21 protein-coding genes are annotated in these 15517 nt (G+C 58.3%); 10 read left to right on the top strand and 11 right to left on the bottom strand.

Annotated elements, in window-relative coordinates; translation table 11 throughout:
• Positions 1-9: 9 nt before the first annotated feature.
• Together cbiB and AC2FIS_RS13560 are read right to left on the bottom strand one after the other, a co-directional pair.
• Complete coding sequence (cbiB, locus tag AC2FIS_RS13565) at positions 10-930, bottom strand: adenosylcobinamide-phosphate synthase CbiB (RefSeq protein WP_496773875.1); 921 nt, start codon at positions 928-930, stop codon at positions 10-12.
• Entirely contained in the window at positions 927-1892 is a 966-nt protein-coding gene (locus AC2FIS_RS13560) for a threonine-phosphate decarboxylase (RefSeq protein ID WP_496773874.1), read from the bottom strand. The genes cbiB and AC2FIS_RS13560 overlap by 4 nt, the downstream gene beginning before the upstream one ends.
• 182 nt (positions 1893-2074) lie before the next feature.
• Between AC2FIS_RS13560 and AC2FIS_RS13555 the strand changes: the two genes are divergently transcribed.
• Complete coding sequence (locus AC2FIS_RS13555; protein ID WP_108861296.1) at positions 2075-2437, top strand: response regulator transcription factor; 363 nt, start codon at positions 2075-2077, stop codon at positions 2435-2437.
• On the opposite strand, the gene AC2FIS_RS13550 is transcribed toward AC2FIS_RS13555, so the two are convergent.
• Positions 2419-3408, bottom strand: coding sequence for a glutathione S-transferase family protein (locus AC2FIS_RS13550; RefSeq protein ID WP_496773873.1), 990 nt, complete (start codon positions 3406-3408; stop codon positions 2419-2421). The genes AC2FIS_RS13555 and AC2FIS_RS13550 overlap by 19 nt on opposite strands.
• Positions 3409-3621: 213 nt before the next feature.
• Between AC2FIS_RS13550 and AC2FIS_RS13545 the strand changes: the two genes are divergently transcribed.
• Positions 3622-3975: a hypothetical protein gene (locus tag AC2FIS_RS13545; RefSeq protein ID WP_496773872.1), complete on the top strand. Its 354-nt coding sequence runs from the start codon at positions 3622-3624 to the stop codon at positions 3973-3975.
• Positions 3976-4011: 36 nt separating this feature from the next.
• Here AC2FIS_RS13545 and AC2FIS_RS13540 read toward each other — a convergent pair whose 3' ends face one another.
• Positions 4012-5184 (bottom strand): MalY/PatB family protein, encoded by a 1173-nt coding sequence (locus AC2FIS_RS13540; RefSeq protein ID WP_496773870.1) that lies wholly within the window; start codon positions 5182-5184, stop codon positions 4012-4014.
• A 94-nt stretch (positions 5185-5278) separates the two neighbouring features.
• On the opposite strand from AC2FIS_RS13540, the gene def (AC2FIS_RS13535) reads away from it, so the two are divergent.
• From def (AC2FIS_RS13535) to AC2FIS_RS13515, 5 genes are read left to right on the top strand one after another with little or no spacing between them, the layout of a single operon-like run.
• Positions 5279-5797: a peptide deformylase gene (def, locus tag AC2FIS_RS13535; RefSeq protein WP_496773869.1), complete on the top strand. Its 519-nt coding sequence runs from the start codon at positions 5279-5281 to the stop codon at positions 5795-5797.
• Positions 5794-6288, top strand: coding sequence for a peptide deformylase (gene def / locus AC2FIS_RS13530; protein WP_496773867.1), 495 nt, complete (start codon positions 5794-5796; stop codon positions 6286-6288). Before def (AC2FIS_RS13535) ends, def (AC2FIS_RS13530) begins: the two co-directional genes overlap by 4 nt.
• A 2-nt stretch (positions 6289-6290) precedes the next feature.
• Positions 6291-7196: a methionyl-tRNA formyltransferase gene (fmt, locus tag AC2FIS_RS13525; RefSeq protein ID WP_496773866.1), complete on the top strand. Its 906-nt coding sequence runs from the start codon at positions 6291-6293 to the stop codon at positions 7194-7196.
• Between the two features lie 14 nt (positions 7197-7210).
• Positions 7211-7465, top strand: coding sequence for a hypothetical protein (locus tag AC2FIS_RS13520; protein ID WP_058278955.1), 255 nt, complete (start codon positions 7211-7213; stop codon positions 7463-7465).
• A gap of 1 nt (position 7466) precedes the next feature.
• Positions 7467-7703 carry a GlsB/YeaQ/YmgE family stress response membrane protein gene (locus AC2FIS_RS13515; RefSeq protein ID WP_496698531.1) on the top strand — a complete coding sequence of 79 codons (237 nt, stop codon included), beginning with the start codon at positions 7467-7469 and terminating at the stop codon, positions 7701-7703.
• Between the two features lie 6 nt (positions 7704-7709).
• On the opposite strand, the gene AC2FIS_RS13510 is transcribed toward AC2FIS_RS13515, so the two are convergent.
• The 7 genes from AC2FIS_RS13510 to AC2FIS_RS13480 form a co-directional block, all read right to left on the bottom strand.
• Positions 7710-8312: a COG3904 family protein gene (locus tag AC2FIS_RS13510; protein ID WP_496698533.1), complete on the bottom strand. Its 603-nt coding sequence runs from the start codon at positions 8310-8312 to the stop codon at positions 7710-7712.
• Between the two features lie 54 nt (positions 8313-8366).
• A complete protein-coding gene (locus tag AC2FIS_RS13505) occupies positions 8367-8990 on the bottom strand; it encodes a trimeric intracellular cation channel family protein (protein ID WP_058273289.1) in 624 nt (207 codons plus the stop codon).
• Complete coding sequence (gene rnhA, locus AC2FIS_RS13500) at positions 8987-9454, bottom strand: ribonuclease HI (protein ID WP_496773865.1); 468 nt, start codon at positions 9452-9454, stop codon at positions 8987-8989. The genes AC2FIS_RS13505 and rnhA overlap by 4 nt, the downstream gene beginning before the upstream one ends.
• Positions 9447-10034, bottom strand: a complete 588-nt coding sequence (locus AC2FIS_RS13495; protein ID WP_496773864.1) for a class I SAM-dependent methyltransferase — start codon at positions 10032-10034, stop codon at positions 9447-9449. The genes rnhA and AC2FIS_RS13495 overlap by 8 nt, the downstream gene beginning before the upstream one ends.
• Positions 10031-10483, bottom strand: coding sequence for a DUF3429 domain-containing protein (locus AC2FIS_RS13490; RefSeq protein ID WP_496773863.1), 453 nt, complete (start codon positions 10481-10483; stop codon positions 10031-10033). Before AC2FIS_RS13490 ends, AC2FIS_RS13495 begins: the two co-directional genes overlap by 4 nt.
• A complete protein-coding gene (gene ispH, locus AC2FIS_RS13485; protein WP_496773861.1) occupies positions 10480-11430 on the bottom strand; it encodes a 4-hydroxy-3-methylbut-2-enyl diphosphate reductase in 951 nt (316 codons plus the stop codon). Before ispH ends, AC2FIS_RS13490 begins: the two co-directional genes overlap by 4 nt.
• A 193-nt stretch (positions 11431-11623) precedes the next feature.
• Positions 11624-12196, bottom strand: a complete 573-nt coding sequence (locus tag AC2FIS_RS13480) for a LabA-like NYN domain-containing protein (RefSeq protein ID WP_058278950.1) — start codon at positions 12194-12196, stop codon at positions 11624-11626.
• 153 nt (positions 12197-12349) lie between these two features.
• Here AC2FIS_RS13480 and folK point away from each other — a divergent pair, with 153 nt between their 5' ends.
• From folK to AC2FIS_RS13465, 3 genes are all read left to right on the top strand, one after another.
• A complete protein-coding gene (gene folK / locus AC2FIS_RS13475) occupies positions 12350-12907 on the top strand; it encodes a 2-amino-4-hydroxy-6-hydroxymethyldihydropteridine diphosphokinase (protein WP_496773860.1) in 558 nt (185 codons plus the stop codon).
• Positions 12908-13001: 94 nt separating this feature from the next.
• Positions 13002-13355: a DNA-directed RNA polymerase subunit omega gene (gene rpoZ, locus AC2FIS_RS13470; RefSeq protein ID WP_085824454.1), complete on the top strand. Its 354-nt coding sequence runs from the start codon at positions 13002-13004 to the stop codon at positions 13353-13355.
• A gap of 26 nt (positions 13356-13381) precedes the next feature.
• Positions 13382-15514: a RelA/SpoT family protein gene (locus AC2FIS_RS13465; RefSeq protein WP_496755550.1), complete on the top strand. Its 2133-nt coding sequence runs from the start codon at positions 13382-13384 to the stop codon at positions 15512-15514.
• Positions 15515-15517 lie beyond the last annotated feature (3 nt).

The raw sequence follows: 15517 nt of genomic DNA, 5'->3' as shown, positions 1-15517 counted from the left end.
TAGGGTCCGTCAGAAAATAAAGCTGACCCCAACCCACACCGACACGAGGCCCAGCGCAAGCCCCCAAACCCGCCAAAGCATGTCACATGCGCGGAAAATCTCCGGCGCGCCGATGTTACGTGGCGCATCACCGTTGACCCAGGCCAGATCGCGGACCTGTCCGTCATAGCTGCGCGGCCCAGCAAGGGCGACGTTTAAGGCGCGCGCCATCGCGGCCTCGGGCCAACCGGCGTTGGGTGAGATATGGCGACGTGCATCCGCGACCATTTCTGGCCAGCGCGCCCATTGACCGGATAGCGCCACGATCATCACGCAGGTCAGACGGGCGGGAATGAGGTTCAACAAATCGTCCAGACGCGCCACGGCCCAGCCGAAGTCGCGGTACTTTTCCGACCGGTAGCCGATCATGCTATCGGCAGTGTTGACCGCCTTGTAGATCAGCAACCCCGGCAGGCCCGCGACCAGAAACCAAAACGCGGGCGCAATTACGCCGTCGCTGAGATTTTCGGCAGCGCTCTCAATCGCAGAACGCGCGATCTGCGCCTCGGTCATGTCCCGCGTATCGCGCGATACGATCATGGCCACTTTGGCGCGGCCCTCGGCCAATGAGATGCGCAGCCCGTCGCAGACTTCGCGGACATGGGTCACCAGTGACTTTTGTGCCAGCAGAATTGCGGCAAGGATGATTTCGATCACCGGCCCAAACAAGGTCAGCGCGCGGCCCAGAATCACTGCGCCAAAGACCAGAAGCACCACGACGGCCACGCCTTTCAGGTGCCTATTCGTTCCGCGGTTCAGGCGCTGGTCCAGCCAGCCGATGACAGTGCCGATCATCACTGCCGGATGACGAATGCGCGACCAGAGCCAATCTGGCTCTCCAAGCGCCGCGTCCAGACACATGGCACAAACAAGCAGAAATGCTGTGCTCACAACGCGGCCTCAAGCTGACTCCACCCGTCTGCGGGCGGCAAGCCAAGGCGCAGATAAGTGTTTGAGTAGGGGAATATGCGGCTCCAGATATGGGCGCGGGCCAGCTTGGCCTGCCAAGCGGCGGCATCGTCGACGTCATAAAGGCGGAACAACGTGGTGCCCCCGACCAGTTTTGCCCCCTTGCCGGTCATGATCCTGTCCAGCTGTTTTGTCGCTGCCGCCAACTGCTGACGGGTCGCTTTGGCCCAGTCTGTGTCCCGCAGCGCCCGTTCCCCGATCCGAAGGGCAGGGCCAGAGACGGACCATGGACCGGTCAAATCGTATAATTTTGCGATCAGTTCCGGACGACCAATTGCAAACCCCAGCCGCAGCCCGGCCAAACCCCAGAACTTGCCGAAACTTTTCAACACGATCACACCGGGCTGCTCGGCCAGATGAATTAGGGATACGTCAGGGCAAACGTCACAAAAACTCTCATCAATCACGGTCAGCGGGGCATCGGCGTCCTCTACGGTCCAGATACGTCCATCCGGATTATTCGGGTGCACAAGGACGCGCGCCTCGGCTGGGCCGTTCGATTGAACTGTCCAACCCTGCGCGGAAAAAGCTGCCGCGTGTTCGTTGTAGGTGGGGGCTGTGATCTGCACCCGACCCGTCGCAGCAAGGGCAGGCATGCGGGCGATTACCGCCGAAGCGCCGGGCGCGGGCAGAATCGCGGCACCATCTGGAACAGACCAGAACTGGCGTGCTGCGGCAGACAGTCGTTCGAACGCACCGTGATCCGGCAGCGCGGCCCAATCCGACTGGGTCAGTCCCGACACCGGATACGGGTGTGGGTTGATGCCGGTGGACAGGTCCAGCCAATTGTCGCGTGCCCCGCCGAACCGGGCGATAGCACCGTCCATCCCGCCGCCATGGTCGCGCGCGGCACGGGGGTTCAAATCTGCGTTTGGGCTTGCCATCGATGTTCTCGCCGGAATTGCGTGTTTCCGGTGCTTCAAGCGGATTTTCGCCGCTTACACAAGCAAATCCGCGTGATCGACCCGGTTGACCGGCACCATTAACACTTTGTTAAGGAATAAGCGTGATCACAAACCACGGGGGTCGGCACCGCACACTCTACCAAGTGCCGAGGTTGTTGCAAATGAATGTACTGATTGTTGAGAGTAACCCCGACCTTGGTCGGGTCTGGAAAAGACATCTGGAACGGCAAGGCGCCGAAGTGACGCTTGTTGCCGGACAAGAGGCTGCGATCCTTGCGCTGTATGGCACGGATTTCGATATCATCGTGCTGGATCTGGTGCTGGAAAATGGCAGCGCGTTGGCTGTGGCCGATTTCGCCAGCTATCGCCGCCCCGAGGCGCGGGTGATCTTTGTCACCAACACCACCTTTTTTTCAGACGGATCGATCTTTGCCCACAGCCCAAACGCGTGCGCTTATGTGCAAAGCGGCACGCCGCCAGAAGATCTGGCGGCGATGGTTGAACATTACGCGGCGGGCCGCTGACCGCGCCCGTGCGGTTCCATGTAGTCCAAAACCGGGTTGGTCGGGATGATCCGATGCGGATTGATGCTTTCGTGGCTATAGTGATAGTGGCGCACGATGTGGTGCATGTTCACCGTCGATGCGACGCCCGGCCATTGATACAGCTCGCGCGTATAAGCCCACAGGTTGGGGTAATCGATCAGCCGCCGCCGGTTGCATTTGAAATGCAGATGATAGACGGGATCGAACCGGATCAGCGTCGTGAACAACCTCCAGTCAGCCTCGGTCAGGCGATCCCCCATCAGATAACGGTTTGAAGCCAAACGATCCTCTAGCCAGTCCAGTGTTTCAAACAGCGGGTCCACGGCGGTGTCATAGGCCTGTTGGCTCGTGGCAAAGCCGGATTTGTAGACGCCGTTGTTGACGTTGGAATAGATGCGCGCATTCACCTCTTCGATCTCATCGCGCATCGCTTCGGGCCAGTAATCGTCGGTGTTGCCGGTGATCCCGTCAAAGGCCGAGTTGAACATGCGGATGATTTCCGAGCTTTCGTTCGAAACGATCGTCTGCTGTTTCTTGTCCCACAAGATCGGCACTGTGACACGACCCGAATATGTCGGGTCGGCCCTGGTGTAAACCTGGTGGGCAAAGCCCAGACCGTACAGTGTGTCCCCGGTTGCGCCGTGGTCATCAGTCTCGAAGGTCCAGCCTTTGTCCAGCATGTCGGGATGTACCACCGAGACTGAGACGTGCTTGTTCAAACCTTTCAGTTCCCTGAAGATCAGAGTGCGGTGCGCCCATGGACAGGCCAGGCTGACATACAGGTGGTAGCGGTCGGTTTCAGCGTTGAAGCCACCCTTGCCCGATGGTCCGGCGCTGCCATCTGCCGTCAGCCAATTGCGAAACTGCGCGGCGCTGCGTTTGAACGCGCCGCCAGTGGATTTGGTGTCATACCAAGTGTCGTGCCATTTACCGTCGACCAACAGGCCCATCTCATGCCCTCCGAAAAGCGATTTCGCCAAACATAGGCGGTCGCAAGTGCCGTTCCTATGCGAGGGCGCGCGCATCCTTCCTGCGCATACGCACAGGATGGATTGGGATTTCTGTGCAACAAATAGAAATCCCGGCGCTGACTGTGATCAGGTTCACTGGATTTTTACAATTTGCGCCTCACAATAGAATACACTGCCCGGGGAGATATTTTTATGAGTACTTATGTTTCAAAGGAAATTACTGCCGAATTGGATGCGGCGCGAATCGCAGGATTGAAAAAGATCAGCCGCCTACGTGTCGATATTGGCGACAATACCTACAAGATTCTTCGATTGTGGAAAGATGGATTTACAGTTGAGGCCGATACCACGCCTCAACTGCGCGGGCTTGTGGATATCTATGATGGTGTCAATCACTTGTACCAATGCCTAATCATCGCGGATGAGGATGAAGCAGGCGAAATGCGGTACGAGTTCAAGCGCAGCACGGCCGCGGCCGACAAGGCTCCGCTGGATTTCTACCGCGCGCCGGACGCGCCGATTGCGTTACTTGGGCACAAGGATTGAGGGCAGGGCCAACGACATCGCCGTTGGCCGCCTCGTTCACTGCAAATCAGCAAATGCATGCTTTAGCCGGGCGCATGCCTCTTCGACCCGTGCACGCTGAGTGGCCAAGTTAAACCGTTCGAAGGTCTCACCACCTGCGCCGAAACCGGGGCCTGAGGACGTTGCGATTTTGGCATCTTCGCGCAGGCGACGGACAAACTCTTCATGGGTCATGCCGGTCCCTGAGAATTCTACCCAAGCCAAATAGGTGGCCTGCAGCGGCATGGACCACAGACCAGGGATCTCGGCGATTGCCGCGTTAAAGACCTGGCAGTTGCCCGCCAGATGCGCGACCTGTTCGTCAACCCACGCCGCACCCTCGGGCGAATAGGCGGCAGTTATCATCGCCACGCCCAATGCGCTGGGGTCATAATCCAGCGTCTGAATGCGGTGCCGCATGGCCGCGCGCAGTTTGGGGTCAGGAATGATCATGTTACCGGTCCGCTGACCGGCGATGTTGAATGTCTTGGACGCCGCAGTCAGGGTCACGGTCCACGGCCGCGATTCCGGCGCGGCCACATCCATTGGCACAAACGTATTGCCAGGATAAACCAGATCGTGGTGGATCTCATCCGAGACCAAAATCAACCCATTACGTTCGGCGAATGCGGCCACGGCACGCAGTTCATCCGGTGTCCACACCCGGCCCGAGGGGTTTTGCGGCGAGCACCACAACAACAGCTTTTCCGACCCGTCCAGACGCGACTGAGCATCGTCCAGATCCAGGCCATAGGTTTCGCCTTGGCGAACTAGCGGGCACTCGACAACGCGACGTCCCGATTTGTTCACCTTGTGGGCAAACTCATGGTAAACGGGGCTGAAGATGACGACGCCGTCGCCCGGTTCGCTCCAGACATCCAGAGACAGGGCGATCGCATTGCCTAACCCCTGTGAAGTCAGCACCCAATCGGTGTCGATGTCCCAGCTATGGCGGTTCTTCATCCACCACTGAATCGATGCCAGATAGTCCGGGTGAATCCACGAATACCCAAAGACCCCATGGTCAGCCGCTTTTCGAACGGCATCTATCACGCATGGTGCTGTTGGGTAATCGGAATCCGCGGTCCACATGGCCAGCCCATTCTGCGGCGACACGCCGTAGAGCTGCTCCATCTTATCCCATTTTGAACTGTTGGTTCCCCGGCGGTCGATCAGGTCGTTGAAAGTCATGTCTGCTCCATCTGTCCGGTCGAAAGCTAGCCACAATTCCGGCGGGTGCAAGGGGGGCGTTGCGGCGCGGGTCGGGATGGCCTAAATCAACCCCATGAAACGCAATATCCTGATCCATCCCGACCCCCGCCTGAAAAAGGTCTGCGCGCCTGTGGCAGATATCAGCGACGAGCTGCGCAAGCTGGCAGACGACATGCTGGAGACGATGTATGACGCGCCTGGCGTTGGTCTGGCCGCGCCTCAGATCGGTGTGCTGGATCGGTTGATCGTGTTGGACTGCGTTAAGGAAGAGGGCGAAGCCCCGCGTCCGCTGATCATGTTCAACCCCGAGGTCATCGCCTCGTCCGATGAGACCAATGTCTACGAGGAAGGCTGCCTGTCGATCCCCGATCAATTCGCCGAAGTCACGCGCCCCAAAGTTGTTGATGCCACGTGGATCGACCGGGATGGCAACTTGCAGCAGGACACATTCGATGGCCTGTGGGCGACCTGTGTCCAGCATGAGATCGACCACCTGAACGGCAAGCTGTTCATCGATTATCTCAAGCCGCTTAAGCGTCAGATGATAACGCGCAAGATGCAGAAACTAAAGCGCGAGCAGGCCCGCGCATGACCTCTCGCACCTGCCTGCCATGGCCCGATAAACGCCTGCGCACCAAGGCGGAGGACGTCGCCGAGATCACCGATGAAATCCGTGCCATTTGGGACGACATGATCGACACGATGGAGGCGATGCCCGGTGTTGGCCTTGCCGCACCGCAGATCGGTGTCATGTTGCGGCTGGCTGTGGTGGACGGCTCGGTCGAACGCGGTAAGGCTGTGCGTTTGGCGAACCCAGAAATCCTGCACAGCTCAATCGAATTGCGCGAACATGATGAGGCCAGCCCGAACCTGCCCGGTGTCTCGGCCAAGGTGAAACGCCCGCGCGCAGTGACGGTCAAGTTTCTGAATGAGCAGGGGATGGTGGATCGCCGCGATTTTGTCGGGATCGAAGCCACAAGCGTACAGCACCAGATCGACCATCTGAACGGGAAGATGTATTTCGACCGGCTCAGCAAAGTCAAACGGGACATGCTGCTGCGCAAAGCCAAAAAGCTGGGGTAGAGATGCGCGTTGTATTCATGGGTACGCCCGACTTTTCGGTTCCGGTTCTGGATACGCTTGTCGAAGCTGGGCATGATATCGTCGCCGTATATTGCCAGCCCCCGCGCCCGGCTGGCCGGGGCAAAAAGGACCGACCGACACCGGTTCACGCACGGGCCGAAGCGTTAGGCCTGACTGTCCGCCATCCGGTGTCTCTGAAATCGTCAGATGAACAGGATGCCTTTGCTGCACTGAACGCAGATGTGGCTGTGGTGGTCGCTTATGGCCTGATCCTACCGCAGCCCATTCTGGACGCGCCTGCCCAGGGATGTCTGAATATCCATGCCAGCCTGTTGCCGCGCTGGCGCGGGGCGGCCCCGATCCATCGCGCCATCATGTCCGGCGATGCGCAAACCGGTATCTGCATCATGCAGATGGAGGCCGGTCTGGACACAGGCCCGGTTCTAATGCGCGAAGCAACCGATATCGGGATCGAGGAAACCACCGACCAGTTGCATGACCGGCTGTCGATAATTGGCTCCAAACTGATCGTTGAGGCTTTGCATGACCTGCCGGATCTGACGCCCGAGCCGCAGCCCGAGGTTGGTGTGACCTATGCCGCCAAGATCGACAAATCAGAGGCACGGATTGACTGGTCCCGGCCCGCAGCAGAGGTGGACCGGCAGATCCGTGGTCTGTCCCCGTTCCCAGGTGCCTGGACCGAGATTGACGGGGACCGCGTGAAACTACTGGCGTCGCGTCTGGCCGAGGGGCAGGGCGTACCCGGCGAAGCTCTGGACGATGCCTTGACAATAGCTTGCGGCGAAGGTGCCGTTGATCTGTTGCGCCTGCAACGGGCGGGCAAAGGCGCACAGGATAAGGAAACCTTTCTGCGGGGCTGGCCTGTGGCCAAGGGAAGTCGGATTTAGAAGGAATAACAGACTTGTACATGACTTTGATGGGGACGGTGTTGATCGCAGCCGTCGTTGGAAGCCTCGCGGAAAAAACCGGGTTTACCCGAAACGGCTATCTGCAATCTATCATCATTTGTATCGGCGGTGCCTTTCTGTTTTTCTTTGCTCAGATCATGTTTGGCAGGATGTTCGGGTTTAACCTTGCTTTTGGGTCCCCGGGATTGAACGCTATTGTGTCATCCGTCGGCGCGCTGATTATCGTGCCGACCCATTGGAGGAAGTGACATGCCTGTCATCGCCCTAATCGTCATCGGAGCCGCCGCAGGGTTCCTGGCCACCCGTTTAATGCGGATCGAGGCCAACATCCCCACAACCATGTTGATTGGCATCGTTGGTGCACTGGTTGGCGGATTTTTGTTGCGGGCCTTGATCACCGTGGCAGGGTGGTTGTCCGGATTTATAGGCGCGGTTCTGGGCGCGCTGTTGGTAATCTGGATATGGCAGACCTATCTGCGGCGTTAAGCGTGGCTACCGCTCGTCGCAAATCACTGTTGATCCCAACGATTTCGAATTGCGCGTCGCCATATTGAATCGATTGGCTTCCTCTGCTGACATCCAGTGCATTTCGTCCTCGGACGCTGCATCAAGCGTGAACCAATAAAAGGCCGGGTCGACACCAATATCATTGAAATAGTCGAGATAGCGATCGTGCTCGGGGTGGTTTTCGGGCAGGTTGGCAGCCACATATCCGCCGCCGCCCCAGCTATGAACCCCGACACATGCGCCAGGTTCCAGAGTGCGTCGATTGCCGGCGAGGAACAGATCGGTGCCACCAGAGGCGACCAAACCGTTTGAGGGCACCACAGTATCGAACCCTTCGTCCCGAACAACGCGGCTGAAAACGACATTTGCATCATCATCGACCGAGCCTTCGATGTTCTGCAGTACAAGGGTCTTGATCTCGGGATTGGCCGCGGTGATTTCTTCAAAAGCGCTGAGTGTCGTGTGATCAATAGCCCCCGAAGCAACGATTTCGTCGCCCTGTATAACGAAGCTGACCGCGTCGTATCGCTCTGCACACGCACCCAGAAGAGCCAGTGAGGCGACAAAAATGGGGAAAGTGAATTTCATTTCAGTCCTCACATCTGTGGCACAGGAAATGCAGATCGAACATTTTGCACCCGTTTATTGCCGCGGCGGGCGCGCCTTGTAAACCGGAAGCCGCCAGCCAAACACCAATGATCCCGCCCGCAATGCCCAGCAGATCAACGCACATGCGGCCAGTGTGGCCAGCTCGTCGAAACCAAGTCGGGTTGCGATCACAGCGGCAAAAGCCCCGGCAAACGCGCAAGAGACGTAGAGCTCACCCTGTTTCAGGACCAGTGGCACTTCGTTGCAGACCACGTCCCGCATTAAGCCGCCAAGGCAGCCCGTTGTGACGCCCATCAGCACAACGATGACACCGGATTGGTTCAGCGACAAGGCTGCGCCAGCACCTGCTGCCGCGGCAATCGACAGAGCGAAACTGTCCAGCCAGACCAGCAAGTTGTATCGGCTTTCCACCAAATGGGCGGTGAAAAACACCACCACAGCTGCCGCTGTGGCGATCAGGATATAGTCCGGTTGACCGACCCAGAACACTGGGTGCCGGTCCAACAGCAGGTCGCGGACGGTTCCGCCGCCCACAGCAGTCAGGCAGGCCATAAAGGCAAAACCCACCAAATCCAGCTGTGCCCGGCTAGCCACCAATGCGCCCGTCAGGGCAAAAACCAGAACTGAGGCATAGTCGAGCAGCGCCAGACCGCTCACGTCTGCGCCTTTTTTGGTTTGAACGGGGCCATGCCCGCACGGGCCAGCTCGTCGGCTTTTTCGTTTTCGGGATGGCCTGCATGGCCCTTGACCCATTCCCAGGTCACGTCATGGCGCGCCTGCGCCTCGTCCAGTCGCTGCCACAGATCGACATTCTTGACCGGTTTCTTGTTCGAGGTCTTCCAGCCGTTGCGCTTCCAGCCGAAAATCCAGCCGGTGACGCCATTCTTCACATAGGCGCTGTCGGTTACCACGGTGATCTTCGAGGCCCGCTCCAGCGTTTCCAGCGCGCTGATCGCGGCCAGCAATTCCATGCGATTGTTGGTGGTTTCAGCCTCGCCGCCGTTCAGCTCGCGTTCTTTCAGGAGTTTTTCGCCGTCCATCGCGCGCATCAGCACGCCCCAGCCCCCCGGGCCAGGATTGCCCGAACAGGCACCATCGGTATAGGCAAACAACTCAGGCATGGGCGATCACCAGAATAAAGCCGTCATAAGACCCGGCCAGACCTTTGCCGACTCCGGTTGTGATCCGATCGATTGTGAACCCTGCCTTCGCCAGAGCCTCTTCGATCTCGGTCTGTGAGAAATAGGTGTAATAGCGATCAATGTCGTCGCGGTGTTCACCGGTTCCCAGCTTCAGGCCAAGGAACAAGACACCCTCAGGCCTGAGTGCCCGGTGGATGGCCGCCATATGGCGCGGGAAATCCTCGCGCGGCGCATGCAGCAGCGAGAAGCTGGCATAGATGCCGTCAAACGTGGCCGTTTCGGTCACATCGTCAAATGTACCGACATACGCATCCACGCCATTTTCGCGGGCGTGTTCCACAAAGGCCGGCGTCGCATCCAATGCCCGAACCCGCAGCCCCTCGCGCAGGAAAAACATGCTGTCCGCGCCAGGGCCTGAGCCGAGGTCCAGCACATAGCCGCCCGGCGCAACCGCTTCGGCAAAGGCCATACGCGCTTCGATCTGTTCGGGCGGCAATGGGACGCTCAGGTACTCGGCAACACGCGTGGTGTAGGCATCAATTGTCTTGCGATCGGTCACAGGTACACTCCTACGGCAAGGCATATCAGGACGATGGCTGTCAGCAGAACGCGCAGCCTCAGCCACCATGTTGGGGTCAGCCGCCAATATGCAAATATTGCATCCAACATCAGCAAACCGGCGAAGCCGTACATCAGGTTGATGCCCGCCTCGATAGGTCCACCGCCGGTCATGAAAAACGCCCAAAGCGCCGGGAGGACTGACAGCACATAGCATGTCGCTGCCTTACTGCCGGAGGTCTTGGTGGCGAACCCCCACAGAACACCGGACATAAAGCTTAAGATCACCGAGCCGAAGAACAGTTGAATATACGGCCCGACGAACCGCGAACCAAGCTCTTGTCTGCCCCAATCCTGCAAATCGCCGTTCAAGGAGGTCAGCGCGCCCCAAATGAACGGGATCAGCCCCGCCAGCGCCAGAACCAACGGCGCCCTGGGGACGCCTCTCATGCGGTTTGCCTCAGGACGCGGGGCACTTTGAATTCGACATTTTCGACGGCGGTTTCGACCAGTTCAACCGTCACGTCATAGTGGGTGTCGAAAGCGTCAATCACCTCATTCACCAGCACCTCGGGTGCTGACGCGCCTGCGGTAATGGCGATGGTTGAGATGCCTTCCAGCGCCCGCCAGTCGATATCGTGGGCGCGCTGCACCAGTTGCGCATAGTTGCACCCGGCGCGGGCCGCTACCTCGACCAGCCGACGTGAGTTTGACGAGTTCGGCGCGCCCACAACAAGCAAAGCATCCGATTTCGGAGCCACGGCCTTAACAGCCTCTTGCCGGTTCGTGGTGGCGTAGCAAATGTCCTCTTTATGCGGGCCAACGATGGCCGGGAACCGGGCTTCGAGGGCCGCGATAATGTCCTTGGTGTCATCCACTGAAAGCGTAGTCTGGGTGACAAATGCCAGCTTTTCCGGATTGCGCACCTGAACCGAGGCCACGTCATCAACGGTTTCAACCAGCAGCACTTCGCCGTCAGGCAATTGGCCCATGGTGCCGATGGTTTCTGGATGGCCCTTGTGCCCGATCATGATCATCTGCAACCCGGCCTCAGCATGGCGCTGCGCCTCGACATGGACCTTGGAGACCAGCGGGCAGGTGGCATCGACGTAGATCATTTCCCGCTGGGCCGCCGACGCGGGAACGGATTTCGGTACGCCATGCGCTGAAAAGATAACGGGTCGGTCGTTAGGACACTCGTCCAGCTCTTCGACAAAAACGGCCCCCTTGGCGCGCAGACCATCGACGACAAATTTGTTGTGCACGATTTCATGCCGCACATAGACCGGGGCACCCCATTTCTGCAGCGCCATTTCAACGATCTTGATCGCCCGGTCGACACCGGCGCAGAACCCGCGAGGTGCGGCAAGGTAAAGGGTAAGGGGCGGCTTGGTCATGTCTTGGTCTCCATAGGCCACAGGTAAGTCTTTTCCCGGCTATGGTCCAGACAGGACATTGTCATTGATCTGACATGAATCACTGCTAGCCAGCAGGTGTTTCAGTACCTGCTTTTAGTTAAAGAAGCGCGGTCAGGTTGGTACAGCCTGACCGCGCAAATTTCTTCCCCCGGGTTTGGTGAGTGGCCCGGTTTTACTGTCCACCCGCAGCAACGCTGCGTGGCTCCATGGGCATTTCGCGTGGGGGCCGCCCAATCACGTCGCGCAGGTCCTCAAGCTCGATGAAGTTGTCAGCCTGGCGGCGCAACTCGTCCGAGATCATTGGCGGCTGGCTGCGGATGGTCGAAACCACCGAAACGCGCACGCCCTGACGCTGCAGACTGGCAATCAGCGGGCGAAAATCCCCATCGCCCGAAAACAGCACAATATGATCGACCCGCGGTGCCAGTTCCATGGCGTCGACTGTCAGTTCGATATCCATGTTACCTTTGACTTTCCGACGCCCCATGCTGTCGGTGTATTCCTTCGCCGGTTTTGTCACCATGGTGAAGCCGTTGTAATGCAGCCAGTCAACCAAGGGGCGGATCGGGGAATACTCGTCGTTTTCCAATAGCGCCGTATAGTAAAAAGCCCGAAGCATCTTGCCGCGCCGCATAAACTCCTGGCGCAGCAATTTGTAGTCGATGTCAAACCCCAGTGCTTTTGCGGCCGCATAAAGATTCGAGCCGTCGATGAACAGCGCTAGCCGTTCGTCTTTATAGAACATAAATAGGTCCTTCCGGTACAATACAGGACGCCGTGGTGTTACGTGAGTGGGTATTTGGAAATATGCGGCGCGCTGATCTTCTATAATTAGGCCATTTCGGTCGTATCGCAAGCATGCAATTCGCCGAATATAGTGAATGGAACGAACAAATCTATGTCAAAAGCGGTTATCGCGCTGGGCGCAAATCTCAAATTGAGAGGTATTGGCCCCAAGGTGACACTTCAAAGCGCCCTTGACGCGATCTTGCGTCAAGGGGTGGTGATTCGTGCCGTCAGCCGTTTTTTTGAGACCCCGTGCTTCCCGGCAGGTGCCGGGCCGGACTACGTCAATGCGGCAGCTTTGATCGAAACGGACAGGACACCGACCGATTTGTTGCACCTGCTTCACCAGATTGAGCATCAGTTTGGCCGCGAAAGGGTGCAGCGATGGGGTATGCGAACGCTGGATCTTGATCTGGTCTGCTATGATGATCTGGTTCTGCCGGATCGCACCGAATATGATAGCTGGCTGACCCTGCCAGCACAGGAACAGACGCAAAAGGCGCCGGACCGGCTGATTATTCCACATCCGCGCCTGCAGGATCGTGCTTTTGTACTTGTTCCGATGGCGGACGTCGCCCCGGATTGGCGCCATCCAGTGCTGGGCCGGACGGTAACCGAAATGCTGGCTGACCTGCCCGCGGCGGATATTGCGGCGGTCACGGCTGTGTGAACGGTGCATTTGCAGCATTTCTTGCTTGTCAAGGCAGGGATTCGCCCTTAGATAAACCTCTTCCTGACATGGATTCAGTAACGGAGAGCGCCCCATGGCCCGCGTGACGGTTGAAGATTGCGTAGACAAGGTTCCTAACCGGTTTGAACTGGTGATGCTTGCCGCCCATCGTGCGCGCGAGATTTCTGCCGGCGGCCCGATCACCGTCGACCGTGACAATGACAAGAATCCCGTCGTGTCGCTGCGCGAGATTGCGGACGAAACCCAAAGCGCAGATGATCTGCGCGAGCGCCTGATCGAGGCCAACCAGACCCAGATTGAGGTCGACGAGCCGGAAGAAGATCAGATGGCTCTGTTGATGGGTGCGGAATCGGACAAACCTGCCGATGACGATATGTCGGAAGAGAAGCTGCTGCGCGCTCTGATGGAGGCTCAAGGCCAGGGGTAATCCCCAAAGATAAAGGTGCGGACCGGATGATTTCTGCAGACGACCTGATTGCGCTGGTCCGCAACTACAACCCCAAGACTAATGCTGACCGTATCGCCCGAGCATATGAGTTCGGAAAGCAGATGCATGACGGTCAGTTCCGCCATTCAGGCGAACCCTATTTCACGCATCCCGTTGCCGTTGCCGCCATCCTGACCGAACAGCGTCTGGATGATGCGACGATCATTACGGCGCTGCTGCATGACACGATCGAAGACACCAAGGCCAATTATGGCAAAGTGTCCGAACTGTTCGGGGAAGAGGTTGCCAAGCTGGTCGATGGCGTCACCAAGCTTACCAACCTGCAACTGTCCAGCCGCGAAACCAAACAGGCAGAAAATTTCCGCAAGCTGTTCATGGCGATGTCCAAGGACCTGCGGGTCATTCTGGTCAAGCTGGCCGACCGTTTGCACAACATGCGTACGATCAAGGCAATGCGCCCGGAAAAGCAGGTGCAGAAGGCGCGCGAGACGATGGATATTTATGCGCCGCTCGCGGGTCGCATGGGTATGCAGTGGATGCGCGAAGAGCTTGAGGATCTTGCTTTCCGGGTTCTGAATTCCGAAGGCCGCCAGTCGATCATTCGCCGCTTTATCACCTTGCAACGTGAAACCGGCGACGTGATTCATCGGATCACCGGCGACATGCGGCACGAGCTGGAAAAGGCGGGCATCGAGGCCGAAGTGTTTGGTCGTGCCAAAAAGCCATATTCGATCTGGCGCAAGATGCAGGAAAAGGACCAGGGCTTTTCGCGCCTGTCCGACATCTACGGCTTTCGCATCATCACCCGGTCCGAGGAAGATTGCTACCGGACGCTGGGTGCCATTCACCAGCGCTGGCGCGCAGTGCCGGGTCGGTTCAAGGATTATATCAGCCAGCCGAAATCGAACGGATATCGCTCGATCCACACAACAGTTTCCGGCCGCGACGGGAAACGGGTCGAGGTTCAGATCCGCACCCGTCAGATGCATGATGTGGCAGAAACCGGTGTTGCAGCGCATTGGTCGTACCGCGACGGTGTCCGCTCGGAAAACCCTTTTGCGGTTGATCCGGCCAAGTGGATCGCGAACCTGACTGAACAGTTCGACAGTGAGGAAGATCACGAAGATTTCCTCGAAGCGGTCAAACTGGAAATGTACTCGGATCAGGTGTTTTGCTTCACGCCCAAGGGCGATGTGGTCAAGCTGCCGCGCGGGGCTACGCCGATTGATTTCGCCTATGCGATCCATACCCGTATTGGCCATGCTTGTGTTGGCGCTAAGGTGGACGGCATCCGCGTGCCATTGTGGACGCGGATCAAGAACGGTCAATCGGTGGATGTGATCACCGCTGACGGCCAAACGCCTCAGGTTACGTGGCTTGAGATTGCGGTGACCGGCAAGGCCCGCACCGCGATCCGGCGCGCCCTGCGCGAGGTCGACCGCGAGCGGTTTATCAAGCTGGGTAAGGAACTTGCACGTTCCGGTTTCGAACATGTTGGTCGAAAGGCCACCGACAAGACGCTGGATACTGCGGCGAAACACTTGCGCTTGAAGGATCGCCACGAATTGCTGGCGCGTCTCGGCAGCGCAGAGCTAACGGCGCATGATGTGGTCAGCGCCGTTTACCCTGAACTGACCCAGGATGACGGTGATGCCATATCTCCGCGCCGCGCGGTGATCGGCCTTGAACCCGGCCAGAAATTTGACCGCGCGCCCTGTTGTCAGCCTTTGCCCGGCGAACGCATCGTCGGCATTACCTATCGCGGCAAGGGCGTTGTGGTGCATGCAATCGATTGCGACCGCCTGTCCGAGTTCGAAAGCGAACCAGACCGCTGGGTTGATCTGCACTGGCATTCTGGCACGCACCCGGCTGTTCATGGTGCGACGCTGGACGTCACGATTGGCAATGATGCCGGGGTGCTGGGCCGCATCTGCACTTTGATAGGCGAGAAAAAGGCCAATATTTCGAACCTGGAATTTGTCGACCGCAAACCGGATTTTTACCGCCTTCTGGTCAGTGTCGAATTGCGTGACCTGGAACAGTTGCATTCGCTGATGCTGATGCTTGAGGCCGAAAGCGACGTTGCCGCGGTCGAACGCTATCGGGACAGGACCAAAACCGCAGTAGCGGCTGGCTGAGAA

This window comes from Ruegeria sp. CDSB113 (assembly GCF_059611045.1).
Note: the sequence above shows the minus strand (reverse complement) of the source record. Positions and strands in the feature narration are given on the sequence as shown.

Bases quoted from the DNA above. Each gene is read 5' to 3' on its own strand.
- AC2FIS_RS13560 (WP_496773874.1), bottom strand. From the start codon at position 1,892: ATGGCAAGCCCAAACGCAGATTTGAACCCCCGTGCCGCGCGCGACCAT.
- AC2FIS_RS13555 (WP_108861296.1), top strand. From the start codon at position 2,075: ATGAATGTACTGATTGTTGAGAGTAACCCCGACCTTGGTCGGGTCTGG.
- AC2FIS_RS13550 (WP_496773873.1), bottom strand. From the start codon at position 3,408: ATGGGCCTGTTGGTCGACGGTAAATGGCACGACACTTGGTATGACACC.
- AC2FIS_RS13545 (WP_496773872.1), top strand. From the start codon at position 3,622: ATGAGTACTTATGTTTCAAAGGAAATTACTGCCGAATTGGATGCGGCG.
- AC2FIS_RS13540 (WP_496773870.1), bottom strand. From the start codon at position 5,184: ATGACTTTCAACGACCTGATCGACCGCCGGGGAACCAACAGTTCAAAA.
- def (WP_496773869.1), top strand. From the start codon at position 5,279: ATGAAACGCAATATCCTGATCCATCCCGACCCCCGCCTGAAAAAGGTC.
- def (WP_496773867.1), top strand. From the start codon at position 5,794: ATGACCTCTCGCACCTGCCTGCCATGGCCCGATAAACGCCTGCGCACC.
- fmt (WP_496773866.1), top strand. From the start codon at position 6,291: ATGCGCGTTGTATTCATGGGTACGCCCGACTTTTCGGTTCCGGTTCTG.
- AC2FIS_RS13515 (WP_496698531.1), top strand. From the start codon at position 7,467: ATGCCTGTCATCGCCCTAATCGTCATCGGAGCCGCCGCAGGGTTCCTG.
- AC2FIS_RS13510 (WP_496698533.1), bottom strand. From the start codon at position 8,312: ATGAAATTCACTTTCCCCATTTTTGTCGCCTCACTGGCTCTTCTGGGT.
- rnhA (WP_496773865.1), bottom strand. From the start codon at position 9,454: ATGCCTGAGTTGTTTGCCTATACCGATGGTGCCTGTTCGGGCAATCCT.
- AC2FIS_RS13490 (WP_496773863.1), bottom strand. From the start codon at position 10,483: ATGAGAGGCGTCCCCAGGGCGCCGTTGGTTCTGGCGCTGGCGGGGCTG.
- ispH (WP_496773861.1), bottom strand. From the start codon at position 11,430: ATGACCAAGCCGCCCCTTACCCTTTACCTTGCCGCACCTCGCGGGTTC.
- AC2FIS_RS13480 (WP_058278950.1), bottom strand. From the start codon at position 12,196: ATGTTCTATAAAGACGAACGGCTAGCGCTGTTCATCGACGGCTCGAAT.
- folK (WP_496773860.1), top strand. From the start codon at position 12,350: ATGTCAAAAGCGGTTATCGCGCTGGGCGCAAATCTCAAATTGAGAGGT.
- rpoZ (WP_085824454.1), top strand. From the start codon at position 13,002: ATGGCCCGCGTGACGGTTGAAGATTGCGTAGACAAGGTTCCTAACCGG.
- AC2FIS_RS13465 (WP_496755550.1), top strand. From the start codon at position 13,382: ATGATTTCTGCAGACGACCTGATTGCGCTGGTCCGCAACTACAACCCC.